This is a genomic window from Acinetobacter sp. 24-47-67 (genome assembly GCF_056779735.1).
In genome coordinates this window covers 46270-67458 of sequence record NZ_JBWYIK010000003.1, presented here as the reverse complement: position 1 = coordinate 67458, position 21189 = coordinate 46270, and the positions used below count along the sequence as shown (strand labels likewise).

General features: G+C 40.2%; 21 protein-coding genes. 13 read left to right on the top strand and 8 right to left on the bottom strand.

Going from position 1 to position 21189, the window contains the following annotated elements; all coding sequences use genetic code 11:
* Nucleotides 1-73 precede the first annotated feature (73 nt).
* Nucleotides 74-514: a D-aminoacyl-tRNA deacylase gene (gene dtd / locus AC1M9K_RS05885; protein WP_481588766.1), complete on the top strand. Its 441-nt coding sequence runs from the start codon at nucleotides 74-76 to the stop codon at nucleotides 512-514.
* Nucleotides 515-603: 89 nt separating this feature from the next.
* Here dtd and AC1M9K_RS05880 read toward each other — a convergent pair whose 3' ends face one another.
* From AC1M9K_RS05880 to serB, 3 genes are all read right to left on the bottom strand, one after another.
* Complete coding sequence (locus AC1M9K_RS05880; protein ID WP_092766561.1) at nucleotides 604-1083, bottom strand: SCP-2 sterol transfer family protein; 480 nt, start codon at nucleotides 1081-1083, stop codon at nucleotides 604-606.
* 190 nt (nucleotides 1084-1273) lie between these two features.
* Nucleotides 1274-1588: a ciprofloxacin tolerance protein AciT gene (gene aciT, locus AC1M9K_RS05875; protein WP_035264816.1), complete on the bottom strand. Its 315-nt coding sequence runs from the start codon at nucleotides 1586-1588 to the stop codon at nucleotides 1274-1276.
* Between the two features lie 412 nt (nucleotides 1589-2000).
* Nucleotides 2001-3221 carry a phosphoserine phosphatase SerB gene (gene serB / locus AC1M9K_RS05870; RefSeq protein WP_035264823.1) on the bottom strand — a complete coding sequence of 407 codons (1221 nt, stop codon included), beginning with the start codon at nucleotides 3219-3221 and terminating at the stop codon, nucleotides 2001-2003.
* A 77-nt stretch (nucleotides 3222-3298) separates the two neighbouring features.
* Between serB and AC1M9K_RS05865 the strand changes: the two genes are divergently transcribed.
* The 9 genes from AC1M9K_RS05865 to AC1M9K_RS05825 all read left to right on the top strand — a co-directional run bounded on the left by AC1M9K_RS05865 (nucleotide 3299) and on the right by AC1M9K_RS05825 (nucleotide 12121).
* A complete protein-coding gene (locus AC1M9K_RS05865) occupies nucleotides 3299-4570 on the top strand; it encodes a hypothetical protein (protein WP_092766563.1) in 1272 nt (423 codons plus the stop codon).
* A gap of 284 nt (nucleotides 4571-4854) precedes the next feature.
* Nucleotides 4855-5976 (top strand): bifunctional 3,4-dihydroxy-2-butanone-4-phosphate synthase/GTP cyclohydrolase II, encoded by a 1122-nt coding sequence (ribBA, locus tag AC1M9K_RS05860; protein WP_035264829.1) that lies wholly within the window; start codon nucleotides 4855-4857, stop codon nucleotides 5974-5976.
* A 24-nt stretch (nucleotides 5977-6000) separates the two neighbouring features.
* Nucleotides 6001-6471, top strand: a complete 471-nt coding sequence (gene ribH, locus AC1M9K_RS05855) for a 6,7-dimethyl-8-ribityllumazine synthase (RefSeq protein WP_035264832.1) — start codon at nucleotides 6001-6003, stop codon at nucleotides 6469-6471.
* Nucleotides 6472-6474: 3 nt separating this feature from the next.
* A complete protein-coding gene (gene nusB, locus AC1M9K_RS05850; RefSeq protein WP_035264834.1) occupies nucleotides 6475-6924 on the top strand; it encodes a transcription antitermination factor NusB in 450 nt (149 codons plus the stop codon).
* Between the two features lie 12 nt (nucleotides 6925-6936).
* Nucleotides 6937-7866: a thiamine-phosphate kinase gene (gene thiL, locus AC1M9K_RS05845; RefSeq protein WP_481588765.1), complete on the top strand. Its 930-nt coding sequence runs from the start codon at nucleotides 6937-6939 to the stop codon at nucleotides 7864-7866.
* 10 nt (nucleotides 7867-7876) lie between these two features.
* Entirely contained in the window at nucleotides 7877-8353 is a 477-nt protein-coding gene (locus tag AC1M9K_RS05840; RefSeq protein WP_481588848.1) for a phosphatidylglycerophosphatase A family protein, read from the top strand.
* Between the two features lie 26 nt (nucleotides 8354-8379).
* Nucleotides 8380-9744: a bifunctional UDP-N-acetylglucosamine diphosphorylase/glucosamine-1-phosphate N-acetyltransferase GlmU gene (glmU, locus tag AC1M9K_RS05835; RefSeq protein WP_035264841.1), complete on the top strand. Its 1365-nt coding sequence runs from the start codon at nucleotides 8380-8382 to the stop codon at nucleotides 9742-9744.
* Nucleotides 9745-9756: 12 nt separating this feature from the next.
* Complete coding sequence (gene glmS / locus AC1M9K_RS05830; RefSeq protein WP_035264843.1) at nucleotides 9757-11595, top strand: glutamine--fructose-6-phosphate transaminase (isomerizing); 1839 nt, start codon at nucleotides 9757-9759, stop codon at nucleotides 11593-11595.
* A gap of 61 nt (nucleotides 11596-11656) precedes the next feature.
* Nucleotides 11657-12121: a 2-thiouracil desulfurase family protein gene (locus AC1M9K_RS05825; RefSeq protein ID WP_481588764.1), complete on the top strand. Its 465-nt coding sequence runs from the start codon at nucleotides 11657-11659 to the stop codon at nucleotides 12119-12121.
* Between the two features lie 6 nt (nucleotides 12122-12127).
* Here AC1M9K_RS05825 and AC1M9K_RS05820 read toward each other — a convergent pair whose 3' ends face one another.
* The 3 genes from AC1M9K_RS05820 to mhpT form a co-directional block, all read right to left on the bottom strand.
* Complete coding sequence (locus AC1M9K_RS05820; protein WP_481588763.1) at nucleotides 12128-13093, bottom strand: bile acid:sodium symporter family protein; 966 nt, start codon at nucleotides 13091-13093, stop codon at nucleotides 12128-12130.
* 60 nt (nucleotides 13094-13153) lie between these two features.
* Nucleotides 13154-13798 (bottom strand): bifunctional nicotinamidase/pyrazinamidase, encoded by a 645-nt coding sequence (pncA, locus tag AC1M9K_RS05815; RefSeq protein WP_481588762.1) that lies wholly within the window; start codon nucleotides 13796-13798, stop codon nucleotides 13154-13156.
* 142 nt (nucleotides 13799-13940) lie between these two features.
* The gene (gene mhpT, locus AC1M9K_RS05810) at nucleotides 13941-15149 is read right to left on the bottom strand and encodes a 3-(3-hydroxy-phenyl)propionate transporter MhpT (RefSeq protein WP_035264856.1); all 1209 of its coding nucleotides are present in this window, start codon (nucleotides 15147-15149) and stop codon (nucleotides 13941-13943) included.
* 681 nt (nucleotides 15150-15830) lie between these two features.
* Here mhpT and dapA point away from each other — a divergent pair.
* Genes dapA through purC form a run of 3 tightly spaced genes read left to right on the top strand, consistent with a single transcriptional unit; the run spans nucleotide 15831 to nucleotide 18110 of the window.
* Nucleotides 15831-16730 carry a 4-hydroxy-tetrahydrodipicolinate synthase gene (dapA, locus tag AC1M9K_RS05805; protein WP_179999608.1) on the top strand — a complete coding sequence of 300 codons (900 nt, stop codon included), beginning with the start codon at nucleotides 15831-15833 and terminating at the stop codon, nucleotides 16728-16730.
* A gap of 17 nt (nucleotides 16731-16747) precedes the next feature.
* On the top strand, nucleotides 16748-17353 hold the full coding sequence (locus AC1M9K_RS05800; RefSeq protein ID WP_092766584.1) for a lipoprotein-34 precursor (NlpB): 606 nt from the start codon (nucleotides 16748-16750) through the stop codon (nucleotides 17351-17353).
* 37 nt (nucleotides 17354-17390) lie between these two features.
* Nucleotides 17391-18110, top strand: a complete 720-nt coding sequence (purC, locus tag AC1M9K_RS05795; protein WP_092766585.1) for a phosphoribosylaminoimidazolesuccinocarboxamide synthase — start codon at nucleotides 17391-17393, stop codon at nucleotides 18108-18110.
* Nucleotides 18111-18530: 420 nt separating this feature from the next.
* On the opposite strand, the gene AC1M9K_RS05790 is transcribed toward purC, so the two are convergent.
* Both AC1M9K_RS05790 and AC1M9K_RS05785 read right to left on the bottom strand, forming a co-directional pair.
* Nucleotides 18531-19805 carry a replication-associated recombination protein A gene (locus AC1M9K_RS05790; RefSeq protein ID WP_092766586.1) on the bottom strand — a complete coding sequence of 425 codons (1275 nt, stop codon included), beginning with the start codon at nucleotides 19803-19805 and terminating at the stop codon, nucleotides 18531-18533.
* Between the two features lie 102 nt (nucleotides 19806-19907).
* Nucleotides 19908-21092, bottom strand: coding sequence for a PQQ-dependent sugar dehydrogenase (locus tag AC1M9K_RS05785; protein ID WP_481588761.1), 1185 nt, complete (start codon nucleotides 21090-21092; stop codon nucleotides 19908-19910).
* Between the last annotated feature and the right edge of the window lie 97 nt (nucleotides 21093-21189).

Sequence of the window (21189 nt, the reverse complement as noted above, 5' to 3'; positions counted from 1 at the left end):
GACTTTATCCCTTTTCTTTTTTTCAATTTGCTACAATTCATTTGAATTAAAAAACATCAAACTTGGTTGAATTATGCGTGCTTTACTCCAACGCGTCCTTGAAGCGAAAGTCGTTGTGGATGGTGAGATTACTGGTCAAATTGAAAAAGGGATTTTAGTTTTTCTTGGTATTGGCAAAGAAGATAACTTTGAAAAAGGTAAGAAGCTCATCGATAAGATTTTAAAATACCGTTTTTTTGATGATGACCAAGGAAAAATGGGTTGGAATCTTAGCCAAGCCGGAGGCGGATTATTATTAGTCTCGCAATTTACCCTGATGGCACAAACCCAAAAAGGTTTGCGTCCTGACTTCGCCCCTGCAATGCCGCCTCTCGAAGCAAAAGCACTGTATGAACAGTTAGTGGAATACGCAAAATCTCAGTTTGAACATGTACAAACAGGAATCTTTGCAGCGGATATGAAAGTGCATCTCATCAATGATGGTCCGGTAACTTTTAATCTTGAAGTTGAATGACAAAAAAGCCCTCTTATGAGGGCTTTTTCTCTTGCATTTAAATACTCATTTTTAGAATCAAAACGAGAAAAGTCCGTATAGGTGCTGTATTACTTACCCGTCTTTTCTTTAATAAATTGACGAGCAAATTGTATTTTTTCTTTTACAGGTTTAGGAATTTTTGGTGGAATTAATTTAGCGACTTGGTTAAACCATACCAATAAGCTGAAATCACCTTCCATTTTAATACTGCCATTTTGCATACCCGTCATGAATGCAGTTGGATCACCTTTCATCAGGGTTTTAACACCTTGCTCGCTATCAGCAAACTGAAGTACGAAATCTGCTTTCTCTGCATCACCTGAAACAGAATCAATCTGGCCATTGTTGACTAAAATCTGACGTGCAACACCTAGATCTGTACCAATTTGAATACGGAACTGACGATCATGAATTAACTCAATAAATTTTGGACTCGTACGTGACAATTGTTTCATACGCAACGCCAAACCTAACACCAAAAGGTCTAGTGGATCTGTGCTTGCATCAACGATAGGTAATTTCACAACAGGTATTGAAGATAGTTTCATGACAATTTAAGTCCGTTTTTTTAATATCAAAAATAATTGATTCATCCTAGCATATCTTATAAGTAAGGAAATGCAGCTTTGTTTAACAAAACGTATAGGCAAAAAAAAGGTATATCATTTTGATACACCTTTAAATATAAAATTGTTACTACGCAGTTTTGGTCTACATCTCATCTGTCATGAGCTGGATTTAATCGTCCTCATATACAGGAGTATGTTCAATATAACGACGATTTTCTAAAGCCTTTTGCGCACGACTATCTTCGCGAAGTAAGAAAGCCGTTAAAGCCACCATGGCTAAGCTAATCGCTGTTAAATAACTATATGCCAAGGACATGTCAAAGACGTGTTGAACACTATAACGAATACCTTCAAGTAAACCCCAGAAGACCATACCCGCCAACATAAACCCTAGCCAATGACGATAAGGTGAAAAGAATACGGCCGCCAATGCTACAGCGATCAGAGCAAATCCAAGTATCGTTGCAAAAGTTAAAGTGACCATAAAAATCTCCGTCAAAATTCAGATGTTTCAAATACTGCCCAATGGTGTTTCACAACAAATTAAATAACGCTTCACTTTCTTCAATGGTCTTGTTGGCGTCTATGAAAGCATTATGGTGAGTTTTTTTCAGAAAAAAAGACCTGATGCTTTTGTAAGCGACACATATTGTCGCAACATTCTTTTGTCATTACATTTTTTAAGATTAGACATTTTTCATAGAGTCAGGATCAGTCAATCTTGGCGTGTCATTACAAAAAAATACCTCGTAATTTTTTGTCAAAAACATCTTTTTTCGATGATGACCATCTGTTTTTTCGTCTGAACTTAGCTGATTAAAATTTGTCTAAGAATGATTCACTTAGATAAAAAAAAGCGACCATTTGGTCGCCTTTTTAATAAGCTTTTTTTGATTTTAAGCTCGACTTAAATCTTTATCATGTACACCTAACAGGTACAGAACACCATCCAAACCAACACTTGAGATGGCTTGATTTGCATTTTGACGCACCAATGGTTTAGCACGGAATGCAACGCCCAAGCCCGCTATAGAGAGCATTGGCAAATCATTCGCACCATCACCTACTGCAATCGTTTGCTCAAGTGAAATGCCCATTTCATCCGCAATTTGGCCTAATAAAAATGCTTTACGAGCGCCATCCACAATATGCCCTTTAACTTCGCCAGTGACCTGCCCATCTTGAACATCCAAGATATTGGCATGAACTTCATCAATCCCAAGTTTTGCTTGTAAATATTCAGCGAAGTATTGGAAGCCACCAGATAAAATAGCCGTACGATAACCCAAAGATTTCAGGGTTGAAATAAGACGTTCTGCACCTTCAGTAATCGTTAAACGTTCTGCAATTTTAGGCAATACAGAAGCATCCATACCTTTCAGTAGCGCCACACGCGCACGGAAACTGCTCTGAAAGTCCAGCTCACCTTGCATAGCACGCTCAGTAATTTCTGCGACTTGTGCACCGACACCTGCTTCAATTGCAAGCTCATCAATCACTTCTTGTTCGATCAGCGTTGAATCCATATCAAAGCAAACTAAACGACGATTACGACGGTACGGCGTGTCTTCTTGTACTGCAACATCGACACTAAGGTCATTTGATAAACTTAAACATGCCGCTCGCATCGTTGCAGCATCTAACATCTGACCGCTCAAACCAAATTGCACACAAGCACGTTTTGGTTCATTTTCAAAATGATTCAACGTTGGGCGACCAGACAAACGAGTGACTGTTTCAATATTAAACCCTTGACTTGAAACAATATTAGTCACTGCTTGCAAATGTGCTGCAGTAAGTTCAGGTGCCAATGCCGTCACGATATATCGTGTACGTCCACCCTCTTTCACCCATTGCTCATAATCTTCTGAATCGATCGGTTTAAAGCGCACAGTAAGACCAATATCGTGTGCTAAAATCAGAATATCCTTCATGGCCAAAGCCGTTGCTGTCTGGTCTTCGGAAGCAACCACGATGCCGAGAGTCAATTGGTTATGGATAACTGCTTGTCCTACATCTAAAATTTGCAAAGAATGTACGGACAACACCTGCATCAATCGAGTAAACTGATTCGGTTGGTCAGGTCCTAAAAATGAAATAAGAATGATTTCTCGCATGAATTGACTCGGGTCTGAGCTACGAATATTGTAAGAATCATAATCGAAATTGAATTAATTTTCTTTGGAAGTTTACGTTGAATGCGCCTAGACAAGGGCTATTTGCTAGCCTGCTGATTGTAAGTTTTGCCTTGCATACCTTTTTATTGGTTATTGCAACGACACATCAATTAAATGAAAACCGTGCAAGCCAAGGTTTGCTAATGACGACTCAACTGGTCGCAGATAGCTTAACTGAACTTGAACCTGCTAATACTGTATCTCTTGCCTTATTAGCCAATCGCTATGCAACGAATCCAAGTGTTGCATATATACGTATTCTTGGCACAGGAGATCAAGTTCTCGCAACTGCAGGCTTGTCTAAGACGCGTCAGGGTGAAATCTTCGTTCGAGATGCACTACAAAATGAAAAGAAAATTGGCAGTGTGGAAATCACATTGGTTAAACCAAGTATCGGTGAAATATTAAGAACACAATGGCTGGCGATCCTCTCTTCACTCTTTATTCATGGCTTATTATGGTTGGCTTATCGTGCCATTGCTCGCCCTACGCGTAGCGAATATCTTGCGAGATTAAATAATGAGTCCCGTTTACGTCATGAGATCAAGCTGCTCACTGAAGCATTAGAACTGGAAAAGAGTCAGCCTAAACAACCTCATACGCCAGAGCAAAATAAAGAACAAGCTGCAATTACGCCAAAAGTACCGACTCTGCAGTTAGATCAGGATGCTTTATCCCTGAATATCCAATTTTATGATCCGAAACAATTAATTAATACGGTTAACAAATCTGTCTCTTTACCTTATTTTAATTTATGTCAAATTTTCTTAAATAAGAGTATCGAACTGTGTACAGCGCATTATCATTTGAATGTTGATGATATCGTTGTGAATCGTAGTTTTGATCAACAAGGCGCTGTCATCAGTATTTCTTCACTCAAGAATAACTCGATTGCTTGCATCTTAATGATTGGTTCGGTGTTTCAATTATTGTCAGAAGTACTCTATAAGCGTTACCGTGAGGATAAACGGTTCGTATTGCAAACGCGCTGTGCTGTAACCGCACCAGTGGAGGCAATGCAACTCGATTCAGTACAAGCGGCGGAAAGACTCACACATCACCTGATTGCGAAAGAAATGGCGCTATATTTGACCCACGATCAGTTAAAGCATATTGGTGAATGCTATCAATTGGTTCCGATGCCGAATCCGACCAGTGTGTTAACTCGTCACGCTTTCATGATTAATGGTATGAACGAAGCCTGTGCCGAACTCGCACAAAATATCCGTACTGAAATTTTGAAAGGCAAAGCTCAAAGCTCTTCGACGGATCGCACAATCAGCTCTTAATTAGATTAAATTTTAATAAGTAAACCAGATTTGATGCTAAGTTAAATCTGGTTTTTCTTTTTTAAAGCTCACAGTCGTGAAAAGTTAGACTAAGCGTCTAGTTTGTATACAAAATTGCTCTTTTGGTAATTTTATCTCTCTTTTCAATGTGCTATGAAGGTGTAAGTTGGACTGTGTTGAATGGTACAGTCATAAGCATAGGCAAACTGACTAAAAAAGCGTTAGACTATGGCGCAACAAATTTATTCAAATGTCAGAATGACATAACAAAAAGGTGAAGGTTGATGTCGCTCAATACTGTAGAAGAACTTGTAGCAGATATCCGTGCAGGAAAAATGGTCATCCTGATGGATGATGAAGATCGTGAAAATGAAGGCGACCTCGTTATTGCTGCAACGCACGTACGACCTGAAGACATTAATTTCATGATCACGCATGCTCGTGGCTTAGTTTGTTTAACCTTAAGCCGTGAACGCTGCAAACAATTAAATTTACCGTTGATGGTTGATGCGAATGGCGCTCAACACGGGACAAACTTCACGCTTTCTATTGAAGCTGCAAATGGCATTTCTACAGGTATTTCTCCAGCAGAACGTGCGCACACGATTCAAACAGCAGTTGCGGCACATGCAAAACCTGCAGATATCGTTCAGCCAGGCCATATTTTTCCACTCATGGCACAACCAGGTGGTGTGCTCCATCGTGCAGGTCATACCGAAGCAGGTTGTGATTTAGCTCGTCTTGCAGGTCTTGAACCAGCTTCTGTGATTTGTGAAATTATCAATGAAGACGGGACTATGGCCCGTCGTGCTGACCTTGAAATTTTTGCTGAAAAACACGGTCTAAAAATTGGTACAATTGCTGATCTTATTCACTACCGTATGACCAATGAACAAACGGTAGAGCGTTTGGATCAACAAAAACTCGATACCGAGTATGGTACTTTTGATCTTTACCGTTATCGTGAAGTCGGGAATCCTGATATTCATTTGGCATTGGTTAAAGGTCAACCTGAAGAGGGTGTGACGACTGTTCGCGTTCATGGCTTCAATCCGGCGCGAGACTTATTAAAGCTTAATAAGCAAGATGGTGAAGCAGCTTGGAATTTAGATCGTGCTTTAAAAGAAATTGCTCAAAGCGATCGTGGTGTCTTGGTATGGATTGGACAACGTCAGCCGTCTGATTTAGGTCCAGCATTAGAAGCATTAACTGCGCCAAAACCAGCCAAGTCAAATGCTGCCTTATCGCAGCAATACCAAACCATTGGTGTGGGTGCACAAATTTTACGTGATTTAGGCGTACAGAAAATGAAGCTCCTGAGCTCACCTTTACGCTTCAATGCATTGTCTGGCTTTAATTTAGAAGTGGTCGAATACATCACAGCTGATCAGAGCTCTCATTCATAACTCTTATTAAATATCGAGGTTGCTATGGCGATTCGCCGTATTGAAGGTTTATTACATCTCGCGAGCGAAGATCGTTACGCGATTCTAGTTGGTCGTTTTAACAGCTTTGTTGTTGAACATTTATTAGAAGGTGCAATTGATACATTGCATCGACATGGTGTTAAAGACGATAATATCACTGTCGTTCACGCGCCAGGCGCTTGGGAACTTCCGGTTGTGGCGAAAAAACTCGCAAATTCTGGTAAGTTTGATGCGGTAATTGCACTTGGTGCAGTTATTCGCGGTAGCACTCCTCACTTTGACTTTGTTGCTGGTGAATGTGCAAAAGGCCTTGGTGTTGTTGGTTTAGAAGCTGGTTTACCTGTAATCAATGGCGTATTGACTACAGACAGCATTGAACAAGCCATCGAGCGTTCAGGTACAAAAGCAGGTAATAAAGGTGGTGAAGCTGCCTTGACTGCAATTGAAATGGTTAACTTGCTAAAGGCGATCTAAAGCATGTCGCAGACACTCCAAGCTACTTATGCAGCTAAACGCAAAGCACGTCGTTTTGCTGTACAAGGGATTTATGAATGGCAAATGAGCCACAACCCTGTGCATGAAATTGAAGCACGTACACGTGCTGAAAATGCCATGCATAAAGTGGATCTCAGCTATTATCACGAGTTGCTCACACAAGTGATTGCAAATCATGAAGCATTGGATGCGTTATTAATTCCAGTACTAGATCGTGAGATCTCGGCACTGGACGGCGTTGAATTAGCTACTTTGCGTCTTGGCGCGTATGAATTGAAAGAGCATCTTGAAATTCCATATCGCGTCGTTCTCGATGAAGCAATTGAATTGGCTAAACACTTCGGCGGTGCAGATAGTCACAAATACATCAATGGTGTATTAGACCGTTTGGCACAAAGCCTACGTGAAGCAGAAAAGCAACAAGCAAAATAAGTTGTTGTTGAAATGGCTGAGTTTTCTATTATTGACACCTATTTCAATCGACCGAGTTATTCTTCAGTCGATCTAGGTGTCGGTGATGACTCAGCCCTGCTCACCCCGCCTCCACAGCAACAATTGGTCATTTGTGCCGATACCCTCGTTGCTGGTCGACATTTCCCCATCGATACAGATCCCCATGCGATTGGATGGAAATCTGTAGCTGTGAATCTTTCAGACATTGCAGCCATGGGTGCAAAACCTCAAAGCATTCTCTTGGCATTGAGCCTACCCCAAATTGATCATCACTGGCTAAAAGGGTTTAGTCAGGGTTTGTATGATTGTTGCGATCAATTTGGAGTAAGTTTAATTGGCGGCGACACAACGCAAAGCCCACATCTCACATTATCAGTTACCGCTCTAGGCTGGGTGGATATTGGAAAAGCCGTGCCACGTTCTGGTGCTCAAGCAGGTGATTTAATCTGTGTATCCGGCACTGTCGGTGATGCTGCATTCGGATTAAAATATCCCGATCATGCTTTAAAAAAACGTCTCGATTATCCCACTCCACGTTGTGAACTCGGTCAAGCGCTTAAAGGATTGGCGCATAGTATGATTGACGTATCCGATGGTTTAGCACAAGATTTAGGACATATTCTCAAAGCATCTCATGTTGGTGCCGACCTACACTTAGATCAACTTCCACTTAGTCCTGCCTTACAAGCATTGTCCAATCAACAAAAATGGCAATTGGCTTTAGCAGGTGGTGATGATTATGAATTGTGTTTTACCATTCCTTCACCTGCCTTGGATGAATTAAAAGCTCGACACTGCGATACACCGATCACGGTGATTGGTGTCGTAAAAGAGACTCAGCAATTAGATTTTTATCATCATCAACAACCACAAGAACTAGAATTACAGGGATATCAGCACTTTGCAAAAACAACCAATTAATTTTAAAACGATGACTTGGTCTGAACGTTTCATTGTTTTTTGTGGCGTTGGATTCGGTTCTGGTTTAGCGCCAAAAGCACCTGGTACTTTTGGTTCAGCTTTTGCCTTGTTGTTTATCCCTGCTTTCATGGCAATAGGTTTTTTGTATAGCACGATTGCCATAATCGTTATGTCATTGATTGGGATATATATTTGTGGAAGAGCCGCTGATATAATGCGCGTCCATGATGACGGACGAATTGTGTGGGATGAATTTGCGGGGCAATCGATCACGTTTCTACCTTTAATCTACCTAGGTCTGATGAATTGGGTATGGCTTTTGATTGGTTTTGCACTTTTCCGTCTCTTTGATGTTTGGAAACCTTGGCCGATTCGCGTCATTGATCGTCAAGTCGACGGTGGTTTCGGCATTATGCTTGATGACCTGATCGCAGGTTTGTGGGCAGCACTTTGTATTATAATTTATCTCTATATTGATATGGCTTAAGCCAAGCTCCAAAGAAAGGATGTTGTATGTCAACCACAGTTGTTATTCTTGCTGCAGGTAAAGGGACGCGAATGCGTTCAAAACTACCAAAAGTATTACAGCCTTTAGCAGGACGTCCACTCTTAGGGCATGTCATTGAAACCGCAAAAAAAATACAAGCTGAAAATATTATTACTATTTTCGGTCACGGCGGCGCTCTAGTTAAACAAGCATTTTCGACAGAAAATATTGACTGGGTTGAACAAGCTGAACAACTTGGTACAGGTCACGCTGTTCAAATGACCTTACCTGTATTACCCAAAGATGGTATTTCTTTAATTTTATCCGGTGATGTTCCTTGTATTACAGCCGATACATTACAAAAATTACTTGAAGCAACACAATCTAAAGGTATTGGCTTAGTCACACTTACACTAGACGATGCTTCAGGTTACGGTCGTATCGTGAGAGAAAATGGTAAAATCCAAGCCATTGTTGAACATAAAGATGCTTCTGAAGCGCAACGTTTAATTCAAGAAATTAATACTGGCATTTATGCAGTAAGCAATGCCAAATTGCACGAGTGGTTGCCACGTCTGAATAATAATAATGCGCAAGGCGAATACTATTTAACAGATATCGTAGCAATGGCTATTAACGATGGACTCGAAATTGCTTCAGTTGAACCTGCTTTAGCTTTCGAAGTTGAAGGTGTAAATGATCGTGTGCAATTGGCAGCATTGGAAAGAGAATACCAAAACTACCAAGCGAAATTACTGATGCAGCAAGGTGTACATTTGATCGATCCGAGTCGTTTCGATCTCCGAGGTTCACTCAAGGTTGGTCAAGATGTGCGTATCGATATCAATGTCATTATCGAGGGCGAATGTGAACTTGGTGACAATGTCGAAATCGGTGCAGGATGTGTAATTAAAAACTCCAAAATTGCTGCAGGCACGAAAGTTCAACCGTATAGCGTATTTGATTCAGCCATTGTGGGTGAGCAGACTCAAATTGGACCATTCGCACGTTTGCGCCCTGGTGCTAAATTGGCAAATGAAGTACACATTGGCAACTTTGTTGAAGTGAAAAACACCACCATTGGTTTAGGCTCTAAAGCCAATCATTTTACGTACTTAGGTGATGCTGAAGTGGGTGAGGGTTCAAATATCGGCGCGGGTACGATCACATGTAATTATGATGGTGCCAACAAGTTTAAAACGATCATTGGTGACCAAGCCTTTATAGGTTCAAACAGCTCTTTAGTCGCGCCGGTTAAAATTGGTAATGGTGCAACAGTTGGTGCTGGATCGACGATTACTCGTGATGTGGATGATCATAGTTTAGCCGTAGAACGCTCTAAACAATTTGTGAAAGACAATTATCCACGTCCACAAAAGATTAAGAATTAAGGGGATTACAATATGTGTGGTATCGTCGGCGGTGTAGCAGAACGAAGCATAACGAATATTCTAATTGAAGGCTTAAAGCGTCTTGAATACCGTGGTTATGACTCAGCGGGATTAGCTTTAATCAATGCAGGTCAAGTTTTACGTGAACGTCGTGTCGGTAAAGTTATCAACCTTGAAGAAGCGGTTTCAGAAGCAGCGATCACTGGCGCGCTTGGTATCGCACATACACGTTGGGCTACTCATGGCAAACCTACAGAAAATAATGCACATCCGCATATATCTGGTCAAGTCGCTGTGGTACATAACGGTATTATTGAAAATTACCAAGAGCTTAAAGATGATCTTGAAGCATTAGGATATGTGTTTACATCCCAAACAGATACTGAAGTTGTTGCACACTTAGTTCATGATGCACTGAAGTCTGCTCCTAACCTGCTTAAAGCCGTTGAACAAGTTGTGCCTCAACTCAAAGGTGCATTTGCACTCGGTATCGTACATACAGATTACCCAAATGAATTGATCACTGTTCGTGAAGGTTCACCGCTCGTGATCGGTGTGGGAATTGGTGAGAACTTTATCAGTTCTGATCAATTGGCCCTATTACCGATTACCAATCGTTTTATATACCTTGAAGAAGGTGATATTGCGCGTTTAACACGTGATACGATTGAAGTCTATGTACAAGGTGAGCGCGTTGAACGCCCTGTCAAAGAACTTGATGCGACAGTGAGTAATGCTTCAAAAGGTGAATATAAGCATTACATGCTGAAAGAAATTTATGAGCAACCTGAAGCGATCAAGCAAACCATCTCTCAAGCCTTAAATGCCGATCACTTACGTGATGATTTTCTTGCAAATGCTGTAGAAGATTTTTCTCAGATTCAGCAAGTTCAAATCATCGCTTGCGGTACCAGTTACCATGCAGGCATGATCGCAAAATATTGGTTTGAACAACTGATTGATGTACCTTGTCAAGTTGAAATTGCAAGTGAGTTCCGCTATCGCACTCCAGTCATCGTGAACAATACACTCTATGTGTGTATTTCTCAATCAGGTGAAACTGCCGACACATTGGCTGCTCTTCGTGATACACAAAAACGTGCCAAAGCGAAAAATATTAATATCACCACGATGACGATCTGTAACGTTGCAACATCTTCCATGGTGCGTGAAACAGATTACAGCTTATTGACATTAGCAGGTCCAGAAATTGGGGTTGCGTCGACCAAAGCATTCACCACACAACTTGCTGCCTTGATGCTTCTCGTGCTTAAGTTCGGTCAAGTTAAACAAACGATTTCTAATGAACAAGTAACAGAAATCATTACTGGATTGTGGCATACACCTAAAGTGATTCTTGACACATTACAATGTGATAAAGAAATTTTACGCCTATCTGAATTGTTTGTTGAAAAACAACATTGCCTATTTTTAGGTCGTGGAACACAATTCCCAATCGCGCTTGAAGGAGCGCTTAAACTGAAAGAAATTTCATATATTCATGCTGAAGGTTATGCAGCTGGTGAGTTGAAACACGGCCCATTGGCCTTAGTTGATAATGATATGCCTGTTGTCATTCTTGCTCCTCAGGATGACATGCTTGATAAGCTCAAATCAAATATGGAAGAGGTTCAAGCACGTGGTGGTGAGCTGTTTGTATTTGCAGATGAAAATAGTGGCATTAAGGAGAAAGAGCGCCAACACGTCGTTCAAGTTCCGAGCGTTTCAGCACTATTATCACCAATCGTATACAGTATTCCTGTGCAGCTTTTGTCTTATCATGTCGCTGTACTACGTGGTACCGATGTAGATCAGCCGCGTAACTTAGCAAAGTCAGTTACGGTTGAATAATTCAATTTGATCTACACTTAAAAAGATCGATAATGAAAATTATCGGTCTTTTTTTTATCAAATGAAATATCTTATCAGTGCATGTTTAGTCGGACATCCAGTTCGCTACGATGGTCAACATTGCCTTCAACAAAAAATTAAAATGCTCATTGATACCGATCAGGCCGTCGTAATCTGCCCTGAAATTTCTGGAGGACTTAGCACTCCCAGAGCCCCTGCTGAAATTCAAAAAGGAACAGGCTCCGATGTTTTGAGTGGCCATGCAAAAGTATTTGATCTTTCGGGAAAAGATGTTACCGAAGCATTTATTTTAGGTGCCAAACAGACCTTAGCTTTTGCGAAAAAACATGGGATTACTCATGCGATTTTGAAAGCTAAAAGTCCATCATGTGGTTTTGGTCAGATTTATGATGGCTCTTTTTCGGGGTCAAAAATAAATGCGGACGGTGTTACAGCAGCGCTTTTAAAGCAACATGGTATTCACATCATGACTGAAAAAGAATTTCTAGATCAGTTAATGAAATAAAATCAGCTACTTAATCACATCACCGTCATACTTATTTTTTTTAAGGACAGCTTTGTCACGCGTCGCCCAATAACTTGCCAAGACGGGTCCAGAAATATTGTGCCACAAACTAAAAATTGCACTTGGAAGTGCTGTAATGGGGGTTGCCGCAAAATGAACCGCAGCTAAAGCAACGCCTAAGCCAGAATTTTGCATCCCTACTTCTATCGAAACTGCTTTAGCATCTGCTTGATTAAGCTGCAATAATTTTGCAGCCCAATAACCTATAAAATATCCTAATCCATTATGTAAAATTACAACAGCAAGGATCAGCAACCCTGACTGTAAAATTTGCACTTTACTTCCAGCAATAATCGCAGCCACAATCAATACAATCGCGATGACTGAAACCATAGGCATCATTGCGATATATCGATCTATTTTTTGCTTAAATAGACCGCTCACGATCACCCCTAAAATGATAGGGAACAAAATCACTTGCATTACCGATACAAGCATTGCTACCGCATCTATATCGATCCACTGACTCGCTAAGAGATAAAAAATCAATGGTGTCAGCAAAGGTGCTAACATCGTTGAAACTGAGGTACACGCGACGGACAAAGCCACATTTGCCTTTGCCATATAAGCAATGACGTTAGATGCTGTACCTCCGGGACAACATCCAACAAGGAGTACGCCAATGGCAATTTCAGCAGGTAATCGAAATGCTATGCACAAGCCCCATGCCAATAATGGCATCACTATAAATTGAGCACCCACCCCAATGGCAACCGCCTTAGGCTGACTGAGAACACTTTTAAAATCCTTCCACGACAGGGTCATTCCCATGCCAAACATGATAATCCCGAGCATCCAAGTGATATAAGACTTAAGCCAAATAAATGCTTCTGGCATATACATGGCAATTCCTGCAAAAAGGAGTACCCACAGCGCAAAGGTTTTTTGCAAGAATTGATTGATGGCTTTCATTTAAAAAGTTCACTTATTGGATTAACGACGTATGATCTTGAACCATGACCTTTAAATGGTCTACGCGGAGTGTCTGAGAGTCATCAGTTCTTTGGCGTAAATTCGTTTCACACCTTGTGCAAGCATTTCTTGCCATGCATGTTGCAACGAACCATTTAAATCAATGCCTTTAGTCGCATCTGACACGACATAACTATTAAAACCTAATTTTGCAGCATCAATTGCCGTCCAAGCCACACAAAAATCAGTGGCGATCCCGACAATGAAGACATCACGAATTCCACGCTCACGCAGATAACCTGCTAAGCCAGTCGACGTTCGATGATCAGCTTCTAAAAAGGCAGAATAACTATCAATATGTGGATGAAAACCTTTACGAATGATCAACTGCACTTTGGGTATATTCAAGTCTGGATGAAAATCTGCATCATGTGTACCCTGCACACAATGTGAAGGCCATAACACCTGACGGCCATAAGCTAATTCAATCGTATCATAAGCAGACTTTCCAGGATGATTTTCAAAAAATGAAATATGGTCTTGAGGATGCCAATCTTGGGTAAGGACAACATTGTCAAAATGCCGAGCAAGTGAATTAATGGTTGGAATAATTTGATCTGAATTTGCTACCGCCAAATTTCCCCCAGGGGTAAATCCATTCTGAACATCAACAACGATAAGTGCACTTTGTTGTGGTTGGAACATCCTTTTAGCTCCCAATATTTTTAAAATTGTTAGGGACTATTGCATAGGATCAAGAGAACTACAATTGCTTGAGTTGAAAATTTGATATCAAAATTCTATAAAAAAAGCCTGCATCAAGCAGGCTTTAATCTATGTTTTTGTCTTAATTCTGGATACGACGTACCAACATTAACATGAAGATTGCAGAAATAATAATACAAGGGATTGCTGCAGAGATTACGCCTGCTGCACCAAATCCAGCCGTTAATAATGATCCTGCAATTGCTGGCCCAAGCATAGCACCGATACGACCTACTGCTGATGCTACACCAACACCTGTACCACGTACTTCTGTTGGGTACACAATACCACCAAATGCGTAAAGCACACCTTGACAGCCAATCACGAAAGCACCAACCAATGCTGAAGCCAAATACATTTGTGTGAGTGAGCTTGCTGCATTCAACGCAAGAAGGCCAGCCAAAATACCACCGTACATTAACAAGATCACATAAGCTTTTTTCCAGCGGTCAGTTAATACACCTAAAATCACAGTACCTACAGTAGCACTTACCATGAAGTAGAATTGCGCTGTCGCACCTTCTTTTCTCGAAAAACCTAATTCTTGGAATAGAGAAGGTAACCAGCTGAGCATGATGTAAACCACCATGAGCGTGAAGAAATAGCTACACCAGATGAACATCGTACGAAGAAGATTCTGTGAATTAAACAAATCTTTAAACGAACCTTGTGGAGCTTCTGCAATTTCAGCTTCAGTTCTATTTTGCGTTTTCAAAAATTCTTTAGATTCAGGTAAGAATTTCATCATCACTGGTATAACAATTAATGGTAATAAACCACCAAGATAGAAAATATTTTTCCAATTAGCACCGAAATCTGTACTTGCAATTAAAGATAAGATCGCAGCACCGACAGGCATACCACAGTACATTAGCCCTACAGCACGACCACGATTTTGTGGGGTTACTGCTTCAGAAGCCAAAGTGATGAGAATTGGCATTGCTGCACCTAGTCCTGCACCTGCAAGGAAACGTACAGCCAATAAACTGTTAAAACTATTTACCCATACCGTACATAAAGTGAATACAGCGAAAACAGCAACAGACCAAATTAAAACTGTTTTACGACCAATACGGTCCGCAATACGCCCACCTACCAGTGCCCCAGGTAACAGACCTAAAATACCGGCACTAAAAAACACACCTAATTGTGAACTATCTAAACCAAAATGTTCACGAATACCCGCAGCTGCAATACCTGCAGCCTGAATATCTAAGCCTTCAATTACTGCAATGAGGAAGCAGATACCTACCGTCAAAATTGCATGTTTGTTACTTACTGATTCTTGCATTGAACTTCCCTCACTCATCAGCATTTGAGTCCGATGCCCGATTATCTATGTAAGTCAATGAAAGTGAGAGTTATCAAATGGTGTAATAAAATGTAATCAAAATAAGATTAAATTTCATACCTCTTGCCAACCAAAATAAATTCTAGTCTTCAAAACGATTAATTATTTTTTTTATTTAGGAAAAAACCAAGAAAAATCTATTATAAAATCTATAAGTATTAGAATAATTTAACCTTTAAGTAAAAAAAATAAGACGTTTTATAAATTATAATAATCACATAATTTAAAAATTATTAGTCTATTCACCTGTATATACATACATCTTAAATCTGATGTAAGTGATATAAGCTATTAATTCAGGGTAAATTGATCAGATTTTAGTTCGAATTTTCATTTTTATCCGCAATACTTTCATAGACGAACATCTATCTTCACTGTAATTTAAATGCCTAACCATAAGGTCTTAAAATTGCTTTTTTTAAAAAAAGTTACTTGTTTTAACTAAACTTTTTTTTGACTGAAGTGAATTCATATTGTTCTTATTGGTTGCTTAGTTCATAATTTGCATACGCATTATCCAGTATGCAGGCATATTGGATCGTGATATAAATCAAAATACATACCCATCCAAACTTCGCTTCTCAACCTTCACTGGATGGAAAAATAGGATCGTGTTTTAAAATGACTACTCAGCAAGCTCAGGTAATTCAAGGCTCAATCGTCGCAATCGTCACTCCAATGTTTGAAGATGGAACTGTTGATTGGAAGGGTCTCGAGAAGCTTGTTGAATGGCACATTGAACAAGGTACAAATAGTATCGTTGCCGTGGGAACAACAGGTGAAGCTTCGACCTTAAGCATGGCTGAACACACTCAAGTGATCAAAGAAATCATTCGTGTAGCCAATAAACGCATTCCAATTATTGCCGGCACAGGCGCAAACTCAACGCATGAAGCGATTGAGCTTACCAAAGAAGCTAAAGAGCTTGGTGCAGATGCTGCACTTTTAGTAACGCCATATTATAACAAACCGACTCAAGAAGGCTTGTATCAGCATTACAAAGCAATTGCTGAAGCTGTTGATTTACCGCAAATTCTTTATAACGTACCTGGCCGTACTGGCGTTGATATGAGCAATGAAACTGTAGTTCGTCTTGCTGATATTCCTCAAATCGTAGGGATTAAAGATGCAACAGGTGATGTTCCTCGCGGTGCTGAGCTTTTAAAAGCACTTGAAGGCAAAGATATGGTGGTCTATTCAGGTGATGACGCAACAGCATATCAACTGATTGAGCATGGTGCGAAAGGTAATATTTCTGTGACCGCTAACGTTGCTCCAAAGCAAATGAGCCAAGTGTGTGCCGCTGGTTTAGTGGGTGATGCAGCTCAAGCAAAAGCAATTAATGATCAAGTTGCAAATTTACACGAAATTCTATTTTGTGAATCAAACCCAATTCCTGTGAAATGGGCACTTCATGAAATGGGATTAATTGGTACAGGTATCCGTTTACCACTTACTCCATTAGCAGAACAATATCGAGCTTCACTGCGTGATGCATTAAAAGCTGCGAGCATTATTTAAAGAAGAGTTTAACAACTATGCAACTACGTTTTGGTTTACCCCTTGCCCTTTCAGCCCTCAGCATGGTCGGTTGTAGTACGATTGGTATCGATAATGGTTCACTCGATTATAAAAAATCTACTGCACAAGCCCCGCTTAAATTCCCTGAAGGTTCAATGGTTAGACCAGCAACACCGCTTTATCCAGCGCCTGTTGTTGAACAGCTTGCAATAGACAATGCGCCACAAATGGTTAATAAGCGAGGTAATCGTTTTGAGCTACCTCGTCCTAATGTGGCACCAACCGTTTCTAATCCTGTTGAGAGTGAACAATCAACTGCTGTCGGTCGTCCACAACTTTTAACTGATGGAAATGGCAATCCGTTGATCAAAATTGACGGAAATTCTGCTACAATTTGGCAATACACAATCGCCACCCTCAGTAGCCTCAACTACAACTTTGTCAATCAACCTAAGAATCCCCATTCCGCGACAATTCAAGTGGATGGTGAAAGTTTAGTGCTTAAACTGACATCTGTAGGTTCGAGTCATACCTTGGCCGTGTTTACCCCAACTAACGCGTTTGCAGACAAACAAAAAGCTGCGAGCCTGTTAACCCAGATTTATCAAAACTGGCCAGCCTAGTCGTTCTAGGCATATTTTTTCTGAAAAAGGTTCCACCATGTTAAAACAAACCTTGCTCTATACTGGTAAAGCTAAATCCGTTTATGAAACCGATAGTGCAGACCACCTGATTTTAGTCTTTCGTGATGATGCCTCAGCATTTAATGGCGAAAAAATCGAACAGCTAGATCGCAAAGGTAAGGTGAACAACCGTTTTAACGCCTTTATCATGGAAAAACTTGCAGCTGCAGGTATCGAAACTCATTTCGAAAAACTTTTAACACCGAACGAAGTTTTGGTTAAAAAGTTAAACATGATTCCAGTTGAATGTGTAATCCGTAACTATGCAGCTGGTTCGCTTTGCCGTCGTTTGGGTGTTGAAGAAGGTTTAGAACTTACACCACCTACATTTGAATTATTTTTCAAAGATGACGCTTTGGGCGACCCAATGGTGAATGAATCTCAAGCCATTGCTTTAGGTTGGGCTACTGCTGAACAACTTGAGCGTATGAAAGAGTTAACGCACCAAGTAAACGTGGTGTTAAAAGATCTTTTTGCTCAAGGCAACATGCTTTTAGTTGATTTTAAACTTGAATTTGGTGTGTTCCATGACCGTATCGTTCTTGGTGATGAGTTCTCTCCAGATGGTTGCCGTCTATGGGACAAAGATACCAAGAAAAAATTAGATAAAGACCGTTTCCGCCAAGGTTTAGGTGGTGTGGTTGAAGCTTATGAAGAAGTTGCGACACGTATCGGTGTTGACCTTTCTGATATCTAAATCAAAATTTAGATAAAATGAAGCCGAGTCATATGACTCGGCTTTTTTGTATCTGTTGATATTATTTTTATATTTTCAAATTGTTGTTATACATTCATTATTTTTGTTAAGTCGCATTACCAATGCTCTCTCCTCATTGGTAATGCTATTAATTTATCGAATCGATATTTAAATAAGATGACAAATCTGGGGTTTTGATCATTAAAAAACTCAATTGTTTTTTGTGTTTTTAAATTTACACCCATTAATCGAATAAATTAATGCTATTTATTAAAATGATCGTTTTTACAATATTACTAAGTTCAACTAATATATTTTTATACCAGGCAACTACAGGAGTTGGTGGCTCAAGAGAGAGACTGTAGTTGCCGACCAGATGAATCTCTTTTCGCCCAGCTTCCTATAGAACTGGGCTTTTTTTTATTGTTGTTGCTGCTCTTGCTGCCAACGTCGCTGCTGTAAACGCTCTGCTTCGACTTCACGCTTATTACGAGCTGATTCGTACAATTTGGTGCCTTTCAGCTCTGGAGGCATATAATCCTGCAACACGAAATGTTCTGGATAGTGATGTGGATATAAGTAATCTACACCATATCCCTGCTCTTTCATTAACTTGGTTGGAGCATTTCTTAAATGCAATGGAACTGGAAGATTTGACGTACGTTCAGCCAACTCTAATGCTTTATTGATTGCTAAGTAAGTGCTGTTACTTTTCGCGCTTGTGGCCAAATACACTGCACATTGTCCTAAAATAATACGGCATTCTGGCATCCCAACCGCTTGAACGGACCTAAAACACTCCCCAGCCAATAACAACGCATTAGGATTAGAATTTCCAATATCTTCCGAAGCGGCTATCAACATCCGACGCGCAATAAAGACTGGATCTTCCCCCCCCTTTAACATTCTCGCCATCCAATATAGTGCAGCGTCAGGATCACTTCCACGAATTGATTTAATGAATGCTGAGACTAAATCATAGTGCTGCTCACCAGATTTGTCATATCGCGCAATATTTTGTTGAGCTACTTTCACCACGATGGCATTGGTGACAATATTTTCAACATCTGCTTCAAATGTGCTCGCAATGAGATCCAATAAATTGAGTGCTTTACGAGCATCACCTGCGGCAAATTGAATTAATGCATCATATTCTTCGATATGAATATGACGGTCTTTCAGAAATTGGTCTTGCTTGAGTGCACGTTCAATTAAATGTTGAATATCATGCTCAGATAATGCATTCAGCGTATACACCTGACAGCGCGACAACAAAGCATTATTGACTTCAAAAGAAGGATTTTCTGTGGTTGCACCAACCAGAGTAATCTTGCCTTTTTCTACTGCGCTCAGTAAGGCATCTTGTTGAGATTTATTAAAACGATGAATTTCATCAATAAAAACCACTGGCACAATGAGATCACCACTTTCCCCAATGATTTCTCGAAGCTCTTTAACACCAGTGTTGAGTGCAGACAAGCTAATAAAAGTACGATCTACAGCTTGAGCTAACAATAGCGCAATGGTGGTCTTGCCGACGCCTGGAGGCCCCCAAAAAATAATCGAAGGTAAATGTCCTTGGTCAATCATTTGACGTAAAGGTGCGTCTTCACCAAGTAAATGATCTTGTCCGATAATCTCAGACAAATCACGTGGACGTAAGCGTTCAGGTAGCGGAATTTGTGTATCGGACATATTTTTTATAGATCTCAAAGTGCTGTTGACTAGTCTACTATGTAATAGTCAAATTCCAATATTAATAGTCAAAACAACCATCACTATTCAACATTTTTCATTTTACTCAGATTCGAGTTTTGCTTTTAATTTGAATAAATAAGCTTGCGGTCCATCTTCTATTCCCCAAATTGTGCCATCCTTCGCTTCATGCAAGTCTCGTACTCGAACCCCCATATCCAAGCGCTGAATTTCTCGTACAGGTTCAGATTGTGGATCTACCACAATAATGGCTTTCGATGATAATCCACCGATTAAGGCTTTGTTCTTCCATTGTGGAAAATAGTTAGATTTATAAAAAATCAGACTCGAGGGTGAAATCACTGGAGACCAATCAAGTTTAGGGGCTATGAATTCAGGTCGCGTTTCATGATTCGGAATCTGTTTCCCATCATAGTGATCACCATTAGATACAATTGGATAGCCATAATTCTTACCTTTTTCAATAAGATTGAACTCATCGCCACCTTTAGGGCCCATTTCTGCCACCCACAAACGATTTTGATGATCAAATGCCATACCTAAAGGATTACGATGACCTAAACTCCAAATCTGCGCTGAGACACCACCTTGTTTGGCAAATGGATTAGATTCTTGAGCACGACCATCATCATACAAATATACAATTTTACCTAGATTAGACTGCATATCTTGTGCAGGCTGAAACTTCTGCCGTTCCCCTGAACTAATCCATAAATTCGCTTGCTGGTCAAACACTATACGATGTGCATAATGCCCCTGACCCGACACTTTAGGGACTTGCTCCCATATGCGTTCGATATCCGTCAGTTTCGGTGCTTCGATATTCGATAAATCCAATTTCGCTCGGATCACCACTGCACCAAACAATCCATTTTTTTCTTCGGCATAACTGAGATATAGCCAAGCGTTATTATTGAAATTAGGATGAATCGAAACATCACCTAACCCACCTTGTCCGCCATAAGCAACTTGAGGCACACCAGCCACGTTAAAACTACGTTTTGATTGTGGGTCAAACAACTTAAGTATGCCTGACTTTTCTGTAATTAACAGTTGACCATTTGGTAAAGTTGCAATCGCCCATGGTTCATTAAATTGAGCAATTTTTTCAACTTGATATCGTTGTTCTTGAGCTTTTGAATTCTCGTTTTTGACTGTTGATTCCTGCGGATTCTGTGCTTCAGTGGCTTTATTTTGATTGGCATGACACGCCATTATGATTCCGCTCAAACCAACAATCCAAATCAGTTTTGCAGCTTTTAACATGCCTTTCCCTTTTTAAATCCTTGAATATCAGTCTCAAGGATTAAACGGCAATGATCATTTTAAAAGTGTTTTTATATTACAAAATATGTGTAGTCTA

Excerpts from the sequence above, each read along its gene's own strand:
- dtd (WP_481588766.1), top strand. The coding sequence starts at position 74 with ATGCGTGCTTTACTCCAACGCGTCCTTGAAGCGAAAGTCGTTGTGGAT.
- AC1M9K_RS05880 (WP_092766561.1), bottom strand. The coding sequence starts at position 1,083 with ATGAAACTATCTTCAATACCTGTTGTGAAATTACCTATCGTTGATGCA.
- aciT (WP_035264816.1), bottom strand. The coding sequence starts at position 1,588 with ATGGTCACTTTAACTTTTGCAACGATACTTGGATTTGCTCTGATCGCT.
- serB (WP_035264823.1), bottom strand. The coding sequence starts at position 3,221 with ATGCGAGAAATCATTCTTATTTCATTTTTAGGACCTGACCAACCGAAT.
- ribBA (WP_035264829.1), top strand. The coding sequence starts at position 4,855 with ATGTCGCTCAATACTGTAGAAGAACTTGTAGCAGATATCCGTGCAGGA.
- ribH (WP_035264832.1), top strand. The coding sequence starts at position 6,001 with ATGGCGATTCGCCGTATTGAAGGTTTATTACATCTCGCGAGCGAAGAT.
- nusB (WP_035264834.1), top strand. The coding sequence starts at position 6,475 with ATGTCGCAGACACTCCAAGCTACTTATGCAGCTAAACGCAAAGCACGT.
- thiL (WP_481588765.1), top strand. The coding sequence starts at position 6,937 with ATGGCTGAGTTTTCTATTATTGACACCTATTTCAATCGACCGAGTTAT.
- AC1M9K_RS05840 (WP_481588848.1), top strand. The coding sequence starts at position 7,877 with ATGACTTGGTCTGAACGTTTCATTGTTTTTTGTGGCGTTGGATTCGGT.
- glmU (WP_035264841.1), top strand. The coding sequence starts at position 8,380 with ATGTCAACCACAGTTGTTATTCTTGCTGCAGGTAAAGGGACGCGAATG.
- glmS (WP_035264843.1), top strand. The coding sequence starts at position 9,757 with ATGTGTGGTATCGTCGGCGGTGTAGCAGAACGAAGCATAACGAATATT.
- AC1M9K_RS05825 (WP_481588764.1), top strand. The coding sequence starts at position 11,657 with ATGAAATATCTTATCAGTGCATGTTTAGTCGGACATCCAGTTCGCTAC.
- AC1M9K_RS05820 (WP_481588763.1), bottom strand. The coding sequence starts at position 13,093 with ATGAAAGCCATCAATCAATTCTTGCAAAAAACCTTTGCGCTGTGGGTA.
- pncA (WP_481588762.1), bottom strand. The coding sequence starts at position 13,798 with ATGTTCCAACCACAACAAAGTGCACTTATCGTTGTTGATGTTCAGAAT.
- mhpT (WP_035264856.1), bottom strand. The coding sequence starts at position 15,149 with ATGCAAGAATCAGTAAGTAACAAACATGCAATTTTGACGGTAGGTATC.
- dapA (WP_179999608.1), top strand. The coding sequence starts at position 15,831 with ATGACTACTCAGCAAGCTCAGGTAATTCAAGGCTCAATCGTCGCAATC.
- AC1M9K_RS05800 (WP_092766584.1), top strand. The coding sequence starts at position 16,748 with ATGCAACTACGTTTTGGTTTACCCCTTGCCCTTTCAGCCCTCAGCATG.
- purC (WP_092766585.1), top strand. The coding sequence starts at position 17,391 with ATGTTAAAACAAACCTTGCTCTATACTGGTAAAGCTAAATCCGTTTAT.
- AC1M9K_RS05790 (WP_092766586.1), bottom strand. The coding sequence starts at position 19,805 with ATGTCCGATACACAAATTCCGCTACCTGAACGCTTACGTCCACGTGAT.
- AC1M9K_RS05785 (WP_481588761.1), bottom strand. The coding sequence starts at position 21,092 with ATGTTAAAAGCTGCAAAACTGATTTGGATTGTTGGTTTGAGCGGAATC.